This window comes from Actinophytocola oryzae (assembly GCF_004364325.1).
Lineage (GTDB): Bacteria > Actinomycetota > Actinomycetes > Mycobacteriales > Pseudonocardiaceae > Actinophytocola > Actinophytocola oryzae.
In genome coordinates this window covers 155,508-168,760 of sequence record NZ_SOCP01000014.1, presented here as the reverse complement: position 1 = coordinate 168,760, position 13,253 = coordinate 155,508, and the positions used below count along the sequence as shown (strand labels likewise).

The 13,253-nt window shown below is 68.1% G+C and carries 10 protein-coding genes and 1 pseudogene; 8 read left to right on the top strand and 3 right to left on the bottom strand.

Features of this window, described 5'->3' with window-relative positions:
* Positions 1-159 precede the first annotated feature (159 nt).
* From CLV71_RS32425 to CLV71_RS48795, 3 genes are all read left to right on the top strand, one after another.
* Positions 160-2,664, top strand: coding sequence for a tetratricopeptide repeat protein (locus tag CLV71_RS32425; protein WP_243866858.1), 2,505 nt, complete (start codon positions 160-162; stop codon positions 2,662-2,664).
* A gap of 174 nt (positions 2,665-2,838) precedes the next feature.
* Complete coding sequence (locus CLV71_RS48800) at positions 2,839-4,434, top strand: PLL family lectin (RefSeq protein WP_208297851.1); 1,596 nt, start codon at positions 2,839-2,841, stop codon at positions 4,432-4,434.
* Between the two features lie 71 nt (positions 4,435-4,505).
* Positions 4,506-6,074, top strand: coding sequence for a PLL family lectin (locus CLV71_RS48795; protein ID WP_208297850.1), 1,569 nt, complete (start codon positions 4,506-4,508; stop codon positions 6,072-6,074).
* Positions 6,075-6,867: 793 nt separating this feature from the next.
* Here the strand turns inward: CLV71_RS48795 and CLV71_RS32410 are convergent.
* Positions 6,868-7,170: an RIP homotypic interaction motif-containing protein gene (locus tag CLV71_RS32410; RefSeq protein ID WP_133906686.1), complete on the bottom strand. Its 303-nt coding sequence runs from the start codon at positions 7,168-7,170 to the stop codon at positions 6,868-6,870.
* A gap of 604 nt (positions 7,171-7,774) precedes the next feature.
* Here CLV71_RS32410 and CLV71_RS32405 point away from each other — a divergent pair.
* The 4 genes and pseudogenes from CLV71_RS32405 to CLV71_RS50485 all read left to right on the top strand — a co-directional run bounded on the left by CLV71_RS32405 (position 7,775) and on the right by CLV71_RS50485 (position 10,436).
* Complete coding sequence (locus CLV71_RS32405) at positions 7,775-8,287, top strand: helix-turn-helix transcriptional regulator (RefSeq protein WP_133906685.1); 513 nt, start codon at positions 7,775-7,777, stop codon at positions 8,285-8,287.
* The gene (locus CLV71_RS32400) at positions 8,287-8,937 is read left to right on the top strand and encodes a nucleotidyl transferase AbiEii/AbiGii toxin family protein (RefSeq protein WP_208297849.1); all 651 of its coding nucleotides are present in this window, start codon (positions 8,287-8,289) and stop codon (positions 8,935-8,937) included. The genes CLV71_RS32405 and CLV71_RS32400 overlap by 1 nt, the downstream gene beginning before the upstream one ends.
* 20 nt (positions 8,938-8,957) lie before the next feature.
* Positions 8,958-9,125 (top strand): CBS domain-containing protein, encoded by a 168-nt coding sequence (locus CLV71_RS48040; protein WP_243866856.1) that lies wholly within the window; start codon positions 8,958-8,960, stop codon positions 9,123-9,125.
* A gap of 19 nt (positions 9,126-9,144) precedes the next feature.
* Positions 9,145-10,436, top strand: a pseudogene (locus CLV71_RS50485) (ArsB/NhaD family transporter).
* Positions 10,437-10,510: 74 nt separating this feature from the next.
* Here the strand turns inward: CLV71_RS50485 and CLV71_RS32390 are convergent.
* Positions 10,511-10,840 carry an ArsR/SmtB family transcription factor gene (locus CLV71_RS32390; RefSeq protein ID WP_133906684.1) on the bottom strand — a complete coding sequence of 110 codons (330 nt, stop codon included), beginning with the start codon at positions 10,838-10,840 and terminating at the stop codon, positions 10,511-10,513.
* A gap of 47 nt (positions 10,841-10,887) precedes the next feature.
* Here CLV71_RS32390 and CLV71_RS32385 point away from each other — a divergent pair, with 47 nt between their 5' ends.
* Complete coding sequence (locus tag CLV71_RS32385) at positions 10,888-11,571, top strand: haloacid dehalogenase type II (protein WP_243866855.1); 684 nt, start codon at positions 10,888-10,890, stop codon at positions 11,569-11,571.
* 68 nt (positions 11,572-11,639) lie between these two features.
* Here the strand turns inward: CLV71_RS32385 and CLV71_RS32380 are convergent, their stop codons facing one another.
* Positions 11,640-12,932 (bottom strand): ArsB/NhaD family transporter, encoded by a 1,293-nt coding sequence (locus CLV71_RS32380; RefSeq protein ID WP_133906683.1) that lies wholly within the window; start codon positions 12,930-12,932, stop codon positions 11,640-11,642.
* Positions 12,933-13,253: the final 321 nt, after the last annotated feature.

Here is a 13,253-nt window from a genome sequence, read left to right as displayed (position 1 = left end):
ATAAACTTGTTTGCTCCGACGAGGAGGAGCGCGTCGGACAGGCGGTTCACAGTGCCCTGACCTCGGGGAACCTACGATCGCCTCGTCGCGTGTGATCTCCAGTCGTGGGGTGGAGGGGTCGTGGGGGTCTCGTTCGCCGGGTTGCCTGATCCTGGGCAGGTGACCACTCTCGACGAGTTGGTCGAGCGGCTGCGGCTGTTGCGTGTCTGGGCTGGTGGGCCGCCCTACGAGACGATCAAGAACCGTGTCAACGCGGCGTGGGCGAACATGGGGCGGCCTGCCGGCGAGTTGGCGGGCAAGACCACCATCGTCGACTGTTTTCGGCTTGGTCGGCGGCGGTTGAACACCGATCTGGTCGTGGCGGTGGTCCAGGCACTGCATCCGGACGCGGGTTACGTGGCGCAGTGGCGGCAGGCGCTGCGGGTCGTCTGCGGGGAAAGTGTTGCGGCGTCTCAAGTTCGGGTCCAGGACACGCTGCCACAGGACGTCGCCGGGTTCACCGGCCGTGCCGCCGAGCTGGACCGGTTTCGCCGAGGCGCCGCGACGGTGTCCGTGATCGAGGGCATGGCCGGGGTCGGCAAGACCCAGCTCGCCGTGCGCGCCGGGCACGTCCTCGTCCAGCAACGGCGGTGTGACCGGATTCTGTTCGTCAACCTGCGGGGGTTCCACCCCGACACCGCCCAGCCGCCGGCCGACCCGACCGCCGTGCTGGACGGGTTCCTGCGCCTGCTCGGGGTTTCCGGGCGGAAGATTCCCCACGAACTGGACGCTCGCAGCACGCTCTACCGCCGTCTGCTCGCCGACACCCGCGCGCTGGTCGTGCTCGACAACGCCGTCGACGTGGACCAGGTCCGGCCGTTGCTCCCGGACACCCCCGGCTGCGTCACGCTGATCACCAGCAGGCGCAACCTCGCCGACCTGCCCGGCGCCGACCACCTCGTCCTCGACATGTTCTCCACCGACGACGCCCAGCGGTTCCTGACCCGGGCCGCGCCGGCGGTCCCGGTCGGCGAGGACCCCGAGGCCGGTGCGCGGATCGCCCGGTGTTGCGGCCACCTGCCGTTGGCTCTCGGGCTGGTCGTCGGGCACATGCGGGCCAAACCTGGCTGGACCATGACCGACCACGCCGACTGGCTCGACGAACGCCACCGCGACCGCAGGCTGGACACCGGGATCGAACTCGCCCTCGACCTGTCCTACCAGAACCTGTCCGCGCAGCGGCAGCGTGTGCTGCGGCTGCTGGCCCTGCATCCCGGTCACGACCTGGACGCCTACGCCACCGCCGCCCTGGTGGGCACCGACCTCGACACCGCCCGCGCTCACCTGCACCACCTGCGCGACGACCACCTGCTCCAGCAGGAGCGCCACGGCCGGTTCACCTTCCACGACCTGGTCCGTGCCTACGCCGGCACCCATTCTCTCGACGAGGACCGCCAACCCGACCGCCGCGCCGCGCTGACCCGACTGTTCGACCACTACCTCGTCACCACCGCGAACGCCGTCAGCTCCGTGCACCCGGCCGAGACCCGCCACCGGCAGGGAACTCCGCCCGCCGCGACCCCAACGCCGGACCTGACCGACCCGTCGGACGCCCGCACGTGGCTCGACGTCGAACGAACCACCCTGATCGCGGTCGTCGCGCACACGGCCACCCGAGGGTGGCCGACGCACACCGTCCGCCTGTCCCGCGCCCTGTTCCGCCACTTCGACGGCGGTCACTTCACCGACGCGGTGACCGTGCACGAACACGCCCACCGCGCGGCCCACGACAGCGATGACCCGATCGCGGAGGCACACGCCCTGACCGACCTCGGTCTCGCGTACCGGCGGCTGAGCCGAACCGAACAGGCCGTCGAGTGTCTGGAACGGGCCCTGGACCTGTTCCGGCAGGCCGGAGACGCGCTCGGTCAGGCCCGCGCGCTCGGCAACCTCGGTGGCGTGGCGAACCTGTCGAACCGCTACGGGGCGGCCAGCGACCACTACGCCGAAGCGCTGACCATGTACCGACAGGCCGGTGACCGCATCGGCGAGGCCCGCGCGCTGGCCGACCTCGGCAACGTCGAGCGCTTGCGCGGCCGCCACGGGATGGCCGTCGACTACTACGCCGAGGCGCTGCCCCTCCACCGCCAGGTCGGCGACCGGGAAGGCGAGGCATGGGCACTGACCTGTCTCGGTGACATCGAGATCCGGCGGGAACGGTACGAACCGGCTCGTGAGCACGTGCGGCAGGCCCTGGACCTGTTCCGGCGGAGCGGCAACCGCAACGGCGAAGCCTCGACGTTGATCCTGCTCGGTACCGTCCACACGCGTCTCGGCCACCCCGCGGATGCGGCGGACCTCCATCGGCGGGGCCTGGCGTACGTCCGCGAAACCGGTGACCGGGAGAACGAAGCCTTGGCCCTCAACGGCCTCGGCGAGGCCGCCCTCGCCGACGGCCGTCCGGCGGATGCCGTGTCGCATCACGCCACCGCGCGCACCGTCGCGATCGAGGCCGGGTCGCGCGGCTTCCAGGCCGCGGCAGAACGTGGTCTAGGTGATGCCCACCACGCCCTCGGCGACCTGATCACGGCCCGGCAGCACTACCGCGACGCACTGACCCTCTACAGCGAACTGGACCTGCCCGAGGCCGTTCAGGTCCGCGAGCGGCTCACGAACCTCGAGTAGGCCGAACGGCGGCACCGATCGTCGGGCGGACGTTCGGATTCGGTCGGGATTCCTCCGCCCCGGCCCTCGGTTCGGGACGGTTGCCCCCAGGCGGGTGACCGACAGCCCGCTGGCCGACGTGGCCGGTTCGCCGGCCACCGGACTCCCCGAACCGCATGACAAGAGGGTTTTCCTGTGAAGGGCTCGTTGTCCCTGCTCGCCGGGATATCACTGGCGCTCGTCTCGACAGTCGACGGCTCCGTCGCGACCGCCGACCCCACCGACCACCTCACCGACGCCGGTTACACCAACCAGATGTCCGCCGCGTCGGCCGACACCAACCCGAACCCCGCCCGGATCACCGACGAGTCGTGGTGGCTGATGCAACAGCTGCTCGCACTCCAGCCCGGCAGCCAGAACGGCGGTATCTACGACAACAAGCCCGGCTACCACAACACCAGGGACGCGAACGCCGCGGACGACTACTCCATCCGCGACCCGGAGGACCAGGGCGGCCCGTCCGACAAGGCTGCGGCCTACGACTGGACCTTTCCCGACGCGCAGAGCGGGAACTACGCCACGATCGCCATGTACGCACAGCGTCTGCTGGCATCCGGGCAGGACCCGAACGACCCGCGCATGGACGGCTGGAAGGAGTTCTTCGGACAGACCAACAACGACAGTCACGTCGAAGGGTGGGACTTCCGCCGCGACAAGGACGCCACGTCGAAGCCGTCCCACCTGTGGCACATCCACCTGAGCGAGGACCGCGACAAGGTCACCAGCCTGGACAACAAGCTCGCCGCCCTCAGCGTCCTGCGAGGGGAGACTGTCGCGCAGTGGCGGGGCAAGCGGTCCGCGGTCGCGGTGGGCGCCGACGGCCAGCTGCAGATGTTCGCAACGGGTGCGGACGGTGTTCCCTATGTGCGGCACCAGATTTCGTCCGGTTGGAGCGACTGGGCGAGCATGGGCGGCCGGGTCAGCGGTCTGACGGTGGCGCAGAACCCGGATGGTCGTCTCGAGATCTTCGGCACGGGCACCGACGGCACGCCGTCGCACAACTGGCAGCTCGGCACCGGGGGCTGGAGCGGCTGGGCCAGCCTGGGCGGCAAGGTCAGCGGACTCGCGGTCGGGCGGAACCCCGATGGTCGCCTGGAGTTGTTCGGCACGGCGGCCGACGGGACGTCGACGCACAACTGGCAGCTCGGCACCGGCGGGTGGAGTGGCTGGGCGAGCATGGGCGGCAAGGTCAGCGGGATCACCGCGGCCAGTAACGCCGACGGCCACCTCGAGATCTTCGGTACCGCGCCGGACGGCACGTCCTCGCACAACTGGCAGACAGCCAGTGGCTGGAGTGGGTGGGCGAGTCTCGGCGCGAAGATCAGCGGGATCACCACAGCCACCAACACCGACGGCCGCCTCGAACTGTTCGGCACCGCGCCGGACGGCACGCCGTCGCACAACTGGCAACTCGGTGCGGGCGGCTGGAGCGGCTGGGCCGGCATGGGTGGCAGGGTCAGCGGACTCGCGGTCGGGCGCAATTCCGATGGTCGCCTGGAAGCGTTCGGCACCACATCGGACGGCACGTCGACGCACAACTGGCAGCTCGGCACCAGCGGGTGGAGCGGCTGGGCGAGCATGACCGGCAAGTTCACCGGAATCACCGCGATCAGCAACACGGACGGCCGCCTGGAGATCTTCGGCACCGGAACCGACGGCGCGATCTGGCACAACTGGCAGCTCGGCCCCGGTCAGTGGAGCGGCTGGGCGACGCTCGGCAGGCCCGCGTGACCACCACTGCGGAATTCGCGTCACAAGTCGTTCTAGCGATGGGAAAAGCTATGTCCGGAAAGAGACCCGCTTTGAACCTGATCGTGGGACTGGCCGTGTCGGGCGTGGCGATGCTCGGCCTCGCCACGCCCGCGCCCGCCGAACCCGCGCCGCCGCACGAGCCGCTGCCCGCGGCGACCACCATGTCCGCACTGGCCGCGGTCGCCGCGTGCGACCCGGCCGGCACCAACTCCGGTGACACCGACATGGCGAACGCGCTGAACCCCGTGCTGACCAAGGACATGCGCGGCTACATGAGTGCCTACCGGGCCTCCTGTGCGCGGCGGGTCGTCCAGGCGGTCCGCGAGCGGGGCCTCGACCGCAAGGCGGCCGTGATCGCGCTCAGCACGACCATCGTGGAGACCCATCTGCAGAACATCAGCGAGGAGGTCGACCACGACAGCCTCGGTCTGTTCCAGCAACGCGCGTCGTGGGGGAGTGCGTCCCAGCGTCTCGACCCGATCTGGGCGACCAACGCGTTCCTCAGCTCGATGCTGTCGAAGTACCCGAACAACAGCTGGCTGGACGCGGACTCGGACGCCGAGATCGGCGCGGTGTGCCAGCGGGTTCAGGTGTCCGCCTACCCCGACCGGTACGCGGAGCAGGTCAGCGACGCGCGGATCATGGTCGACTACCTGTGGAACCCCGCCGGGGTCAAACGGGCCGCGGTCGCCGTGGACGCAGGCGGTCAGGTGCAGATGTTCATGACCGGTGCGGACGGTGTTCCGTATGTGCGGCACCAGATCTCGTCCGGGTGGAGCGACTGGTCGAGCATGGGCGGCAAGGTCAGCGGTCTGGCGGTGGGCCGGAACTCCGATGGTCGCCTGGAAGTGTTCGGGACGGCGTCGGATGGCATGTCGGCGCACAGCTGGCAGCTGGGTAGCGGCGGTTGGAGCGGCTGGGCGAGTCTGGGCACGAAGATCAGCGGGATCACTGTCGGCACGAACACCGACGGCCGTCTGGAGATCTTCGGTGTCGGAACGGACGGGACGCCGTCGCACAACTGGCAGCTCGCCAGCGGCTGGAGCGGTTGGGCGAGTCTCGGTGGCAAGGTCAGCGGTCTGGCGGTGGGCCGGAATTCGGACGGTCGCCTGGAGGTCTTCGGGACGGCGTCGGATGGCATGTCGGCGCACAGCTGGCAGCTGGGTAGCGGCGGTTGGAGCGGCTGGGCGAGTCTGGGCACGAAGATCAGCGGGATCACTGTCGGCACCAACACCGACGGCCGTCTGGAGATCTTCGGTGTCGGAACCGACGGCACGCCGTCACACGACTGGCAGCTCGGCCCCGGTCAGTGGAGTGGCTGGGCGAGCCTGGGTGGCAAGGTGAGTGGCTTGGCGGTGGCCCGGAACACCGATGGTCGCCTGGAGGTCTTCGGGACGGCGTCGGATGGCATGTCGGCGCACAGCTGGCAGCTGGGCACCGGCGGCTGGAGCGGCTGGGCGAGCATGTCCGGGAAGATGACCGGAATCACCGCGATCAGCAACACGGATGGCCGCGTGGAGCTCTTCGGCACCGGCACGGACGGCGCGATCTGGCACAACTGGCAGCAATCGCAGGCCGGTTCGTGGAGCGGCTGGGCCACTCTGGGCCGACCCGCGTAACCCCTGCGGTGGCCCGGCCGCGCGTCGGCGTGGTCGGGCCAGTCAGTATGCCCGGGTTGATCGAGTCGCCCGTCGGCGGCGGCGCGGCCCGGAGGAGGACCAGCATCGCCCACACCACGGCGCCCAGCCTCGGTCACGGGCTCCTGCGCCTGACGGCCGACGGATCCGGCCAGGCGTACTTCGGTTCGGACGTGCTCCGTCGTCTGGCCAAGGGGATCGACGACTACCAGCGAGAGTTGGAGCAGCTCACGTTGCTGCGGACGCGTGCCGGGGTGGCGGACAGGCGCGCCGCGGACTTGTCGGCTGTCGCGGTCGACGGCTGTCCGACGCGCCGCTGCCGCAGGTCGGCTGCTCGGCGGGCCGGGCGGCCGCGAGGACCGGGCGCAACGGGGGGCTGTACGGCATTGGTCACTACCGTGCTCTTTCCTGAACCTGCACGCCCGTGTACCACATCGACATCGCGCCCGTCAGGAGAGCGCAATCGGTTCACCAGCAGTGCCGCGCTCGGATGTGCAGCCATGATCGGAGGACGGGTCAACTGATTTCTGCGTCGATGCCGGGTGACCGTGGCGGCGACTGCCTCCGCATTGTCGGTGACTGTCGAAGAATTCGCACCATGAGAAAGGACTAAGTTGATTTGGTCGACTCGGTCGGTTCGCAGGCTAAGGGTGTTTGTGTGCGTGTTGCGGTCGCCGATCTGCACGCCTTTGCGGCCGTGCACATCAATGTAGTCAGCCGACGCGCCGCTTTTTGGAGTATTGCGCTCGTCAGAGCCTTGAGACGTCATGAGGATCTAAGCGCCGAAGTCATTGGTCTGCGTGTTGTGGTCACCCACTTGCACGCCTTTGCCGTCGCGCAGCTCCACCAGGTACCTACCGGTCTTGGTGGTCTCTGGTTCAGAGCTTGTATCCGCATCTGCGGAGCGGCGCTCCTGACGTATTGCAACCACCAAAGCGGCCACCGCAAAGGCCAGCCCGATGATCCCCGCGATCCAGCTCAACGCTTCCATCACGGGACGCGCCGGATGCTTCTCATCCCCCAACCACGCCAGCACTCCGAACCGCAACGCCGCCCACACCACCAGGCCGCCGGTCAATGCTGCACAGGCCACCCACCACGCGTGACGCCTACGCCTAGTCACACAGTCTCCTTGCTCGGCCGGTCCCAAACCAGGTCATCGCACTCCTTCTGTCAATCGCTACAGAGGGGTCAGGCCAGCGCCGATGGGCGGTCGGGCTGGACGCGCCGTGGGCCGCGGTCACGACTTCGGTACCGAGAACGAAGCGCCGGCCACGCAGGACCGCCAGGCCCGATCGCACCAGAAACGGGGGTAGGCATGGGGGACGATCACCCGGATTTGGCCGGTCCCAGCCGGACAGAGCCGGGTCCTTCATGATCAACTTTGAAGGCAAAATCGCAGGTCGTAGGGCCTGGTCAGAGTGCGTTTGCGAGGGTGCCCCCGGTGCGATTCGAACGCACACTGTACGGGTTTGAACCCGGGTCCTCGGGGGCGCATCGGGGGAGCACGGATCAGGACAGCCTGGCTCACTGATCGCGCAGGTGGATCGAGCCCGGGGGGCACGCTTCGTGCTCCGCACGAATCAGCAGGTCGGAGGAGATCTCGGTTGCTGATCAGCCAGAGCAGGAGGTAACGTATCTAAGTAGATACCTGGCTCGAGTTCGTGGGGAGGCGGTGGCAGGTGTCAGTTGCAGGGTTGTTGGAGGAGGCGCGGCACAAGGCCGGTCTGACTCAGGATCAGCTCGCTCAGCAGGCGCACACGTCGCGCACGGCGGTGTCGGCGTATGAGAACGGTCGGAAGAAGCCAACGCTGGACACCGCTGAGCGCTTGTTGAGCGCCTCCGGTTTCGAACTCGACATGCGCCCGCGCATCACGTTCCACCCTGTCCCAGGCGCTCGGGGTCGCGTCTACCAGGTGCCAGACCAGCTCCCATCGCTCCCGCTGCCCAAGGCCTTGGCGACTGTGGTGTTGCCGCTGTCGCTGAACTGGTCTCAGCCCGGCCGGCAGTACCACCTCAGGGATCGGTCGGATCGTGCCCGTGTGTACGAGGCGGTGCTACGTGAGGGCGACGAGAAGGAAGTGCTCACCTACATCGATGGCGTGTTGCTGGTCGACCTGTGGGACGAGCTGGTCCTGCCTCGCGACGTTCGCGCGGCGTGGGATCCGCTGATCGCGGAGTTGGTTCCTGCGTAGTGACAACCAGCTCCGAGGAGATCCCTCTCACCGCTTTCCAACTTGAGGTCGCGCAGCTGTTCTTCAGCCTGCCCGCCAGTGAAGGATTTGTTCTCGCCGGTGGCGCCGCGCTCATCGCACAGCATCTGACGTCTCGCCCGACCCAGGACCTGGACTTCTTCACCGCGCAGCAGACTGACGTCGTTGCGGCGCGCGACGAACTGATCGCAGCAGCGCACGAACACGGATGGACCGTCCACACCATTCAAGATGAAGAGACCTTCAGCCGCTTGCAACTGGCCGGCCCAGAAGACCTCCTCGTGGACATCGCCCTGGACGCGCGGCCAGAACAGCCACCGACGATGAGCGTGGCCGGCCCGACGTACGCCCCGCGGGAGCTGGCGGCCCGCAAGGTGATCGCCCTGTTCGATAGGTTCGCGGCCCGCGATTTCGTGGACGTCTTCGCGCTGATCCACACGTATCGCAAAGAGGAACTCCTGGCCTGGGCCAGCGATCTCAACCCAGGCTTCGACCTGCGCTACTTCGTTGAAGCCCTGGACACGCTCCCGCGCTACACCGACCTGGACCTGAGCCTGGGCGTTGTAGATGTAGCGGCCCTACGTGCCTTCTTCTCCGAATGGGTCCACGAGCTTCGAGAGATCCCCGTATAGCTTCTACGGCCATTGCCAGGGTGCCGGAGGAGCCGCCGGAGCTGGCGGTGGTGAAACACGACGACACGATCGTCGAGGTGGCGGCGGTGATGGCGCGGTTGCAGTGCCCGCTGGCCGCGGTCATGGACGGCAAGACCCTGGTGGGTGTGATCACCGCGTCGCGGCTGTTGGAGCTGGCGCTGCGGTGACCCGCGGATGGCCTGCGTGATGTGGGTCGCGGTGGCCGTGTTCGTGGTGGCCTACGTGTTCATCGCGGCCGAGCGGCTGCCGAAGATGGCGGTGGCGCTCGCGGGTGCGGGCTTGGTGCTGGGGCTTGGTGTGGTCGGGTCGGAGGACGCGTTCTACTCCCACGAGACCGGCATCGACTGGGACCGTCATCTTCCTGCTGCTCGGGATGATGATGATCATCGTCGGAGTGCTGCGACGGACCGGGGTGTTCGAGTACACCGCGATCTGGGCGGCCAAGCGCGCCAAGGGCTCGCCGTTGCGGGTGATGGTGCTGCTGGTGCTGATCACCGCGACGGCGTCGGCGTTTCTCGACAACGTGACGACTGTTCTGTTGGTCGCGTCGGTCACGTTGTTGGTGTGTGACCAGCTGGACATCGATCCGGTGCCGTTCCTGATCGCCAGGGTGCTGGCGTCGAACATCGGTGGCGCGGCGACGTTGATCGGGGATCCGCCGAACATCATCATCGGTAGCCGGGCCGGACTGACGTTCAACGACTTCCTCGTCCACATGGCACCGATCGTGGTGATCGAACTGCTCGTGTTCACCCTGGTCCTGCTGGTGCTGTTCCGTGGCTCTTTCACCTTCGACCCCGAACGCGCGGCGAGCGTGATGGAACTGAACGAGCGGGAGGCCATCCAGGACATGGTGCCGCTGGTCAAGTGCGGTGTGGTGCTGGTCGCGGTGTTCGCCGGGTTCATCGGGCACTCGGTGTTCCACGTCGAGCCGTCAGTGGTCGCGTTGCTCGGTGCCGGGATCCTGGTGCTGATCTCGTCGAGCAAGCCGAACGAGTTCCTGGCGAGCGTGGAGTGGGAGACGCTGCTGTTCTTCGCAGGGCTGTTCGTGATGATCGGTGCACTGGTGAAGACGGGGGTGATCGGTGATCTCGCCGGGATGGCCGCCGAAGCGACCGGCGGTGACGCGCTCACCGCGGTCGTGCTGGTCCTGTTCGTGTTTGCGCTGCTGTCGGGTGTCATCGACAACATCCCGTACGTGGCGACCATGAGCCCCACTCGTCTCGGACCTGTCGGCGGGGATCGCGAACCCGGTCCACGCCGACGCGTTGTGGTGGTCGCTCGCGCTGGGTGCCGACTTCGGCGGCAACATGACCGCGATCGGCCCGAGCGCCAACGTGGTCGTCCTGGGTATCGCCAAACGCAACGGCACCCCGATCTCGTTCTGGGAGTTCATTCGCATGGGAGCCGTGGTCACGGTGATCACTGTCGTGATCGCGGCGCCGTACCTGTGGCTGCGGTACTTCGTGCTCGTCTGACCGGCGCCGCCGGAAGCCCTGCGCGCCGGGTCGTGAGGTCTATCTGGGACGGGGCCAGGACCGGGAGCCGAGGTTCAGTCCGGTCGTGGAGGATCGGCCTCGCTGAGGGCACGGAGTGTGTGCAGGAGACCGGGGAAGCGTTGCTCGAACTCGGTGCGGCGGAGCCGGACGAAGGTGCCGTTGCCCGCGTCGCGCTGGACGATCAGGCCGGCTTCGCGCAGGGCTCGCCAGTGATGGGTCCTGGTGGATTTCGTCACCGGCATGGGGAATGACGAGCAGGCACGCTCCATGTCGGACGGGTCGGCCGCGAGCTCGCTGATCACCTTGCGGCGCAGTGGATCCGCCAGGGCGCGGAGCACCTGGCCGAGGTCGACGGCCGTCATCGGCGGCATCGGCATGGTCATCGGCGCTCCTCGACAAGGTATGAATCAGATCGTACCTTGTGGTACGAATGTCATCGTACCTTTCGGAGGCGACCGTGCTGTGTGTGTTCGACGTCAACGAGACCCTGCTCGACCTCGCCGCGCTCGACGAGTTCTTCGCTGACGTCACTGGCGATCCCGCTGCCAGGCGGGAGTGGTTCGACCTGATGATCCACAACGCCCTGGTGATCACCGCGACGGGTGGGTACCGGCCGTTCGGGCAGATCGCGGCGGCGTGCCTGCCGACGGTCGCGGTGACGCGTGGCCGTACGGCGACGCCGGAGCAACAGCGTGAGCTGGGGCAGCGGCTCCGGCGGCTGCCCGCACACCCGGAGGCCGCCGGGGCGGTCACTCGGCTGCGCGACGCCGGGTTCGCGGTGGTGGCGTTGACCAACTCGGTCCTCGATGTCGCCGAGGACCAGTTGCGGAACGCGGGACTGTCGCCCCTGTTCGACGCGGTCTACTCGGCGGACCAGGTCGGCAGGCTCAAGCCGGCGCCGGAGCCGTACCGGTTCGTCGTCGAGGCACGGCAGGCCTCACCGTCCGACGCGGTACTGATCGCCGCCCATGACTGGGACGTCGCGGGGGCGACGGCCGCGGGGCTCTCGGCCGCGTTCGTGGCACGGGAGGGGCGGGTGCCGCTGTCCTCGACCGACGCTCCCGCCGTTGTCGGCGTGGACCTCGACGACATCACGGCATCCCTCATCGGCTGACCGGCCGTGTCGCCGTGTTGTTCACCGATCGGAAGCCGCGCTCGCCGGTGCTTCGGGTGACGGTCCCCTCAGGTGAGGACGAAGTACCGCAGCCACAGGTAGGGCGCGGCGAGCGCGATGGTGATCAGGGTGATCACGGCGCCCTTTCTGGTGAACTCCCAGAAGGAGATCGGTGAGCCGGCGCGCATGGCGATGCCGAGGACGACGACGTTGGCGCTCGCGCCGACCGCGGTGAGGTTGCCGCCGAAGTCGGCGCCCAGCGCGAGCGACCACCACAACGCGTCGGCGTGCACCGGGTCCTGGATGTCGTTGGCCAGTTCGAACACGATGGGGCTCATCGTCGCCACGTAGGGGATGTTGTCGATGATCCCGGACAGCAGCGCGGACACGACGAGGATCAGCATGACCGCGGTGAGCGCGTCGCCGCCGGTCGCGTCGGCAGCCAGCTCCGCCAGTTGACCGATGACGCCGGTCTTGACCAGTGCCCCGACCATCACGAACAGGCCGGCAAAGAACAGCAGCGTCTCCCACTCCACGCTCGCCAGGTACTGCTTCGGCTTCGCCCCGGAGATCAGCACGAGCACACCCGCGCCGAGCAGCGCCACCACCGACGGCTCGACGTGGAGGACGGAGTGCCCGACGAACGCGGCGAACACCGCGAGGAGCACCCCGCCGCACTTGATCAGCAGGCGACTGTCCTGGATGGCCTCCCGTTCGTTCAGGTCCATCACGCTCGCCGCGCGTTCGGGGTCGACGGTGAAAGAGCCGCGGAATACCCAGGGCAGGACCAGGGTGAACACGAGCAGTTCGATGGCCACGATCGGTGCCATGTGGACGAGGAAGTCGTTGAACGTCAGTCCGGCCCGGCTGGCGATGATGATGTTCGGTGGATCGCCGATCAGGGTGGCGGCGCCGCCGATGTTGGAGGCGAGTACCTCGGCGATCAGGAACGGTACGGGGTTGATTCCGAGCCGTTCGCACACCAGCAGCGTGACCGGGGCGACCAGCAGGACGGTCGTCACGTTGTCGAGGAATGCCGAGGCGATCGCCGTGATGAGCACCAGCAGGATCATGACCCGCAGCGGCGAGCCCTTGGCGCGCTTGACGGCCCAGATCGCGGTGTACTCGAACACGCCGGTGCGCCGGAGGATCCCGACGATGATCATCATGCCGAGCAGCAGGAAGATGACGTCCCAGTCGATGCCGGTCTCGTGGGAGTAGAACGCGTCCTCCGACCCGACCACGCCAGCGGCGAGTACCAGGGCGGCGCCGCCGAGAGCGGCGGCGGTCTTCGGGATCTTCTCGGTGGCGATGAACAGGTACGCCACCACGAACACGACGACCGCGATACCGGTGCTCACGCCGACCACCGGCCCGTGACACCGCGTGTGCCGGCGGTCGAGACGTGAGAGCGAGATATCGGGACGCGGTGATGGCCGTAGCGGAAGGCCAACCCGGTGGCACCGGTGAGTCGAACGGGGAACAACGCCACCAGGCGGCCCTCCTTGGGGAACGGGTCGGAACCCCGGTCCCAGGGGTTGGGACGGGTTCGCCGACCAGACTTCCCGGCACGCCGTCCACAAAGATGCCGTAAAGATCGGCTGAGGGCAAACCGGGACCTGGGAGTCGCCCGGCTACGGGCTCGCGCGGCCTGCCTCGGGTCCGTCCTCATCGGTCCCCTG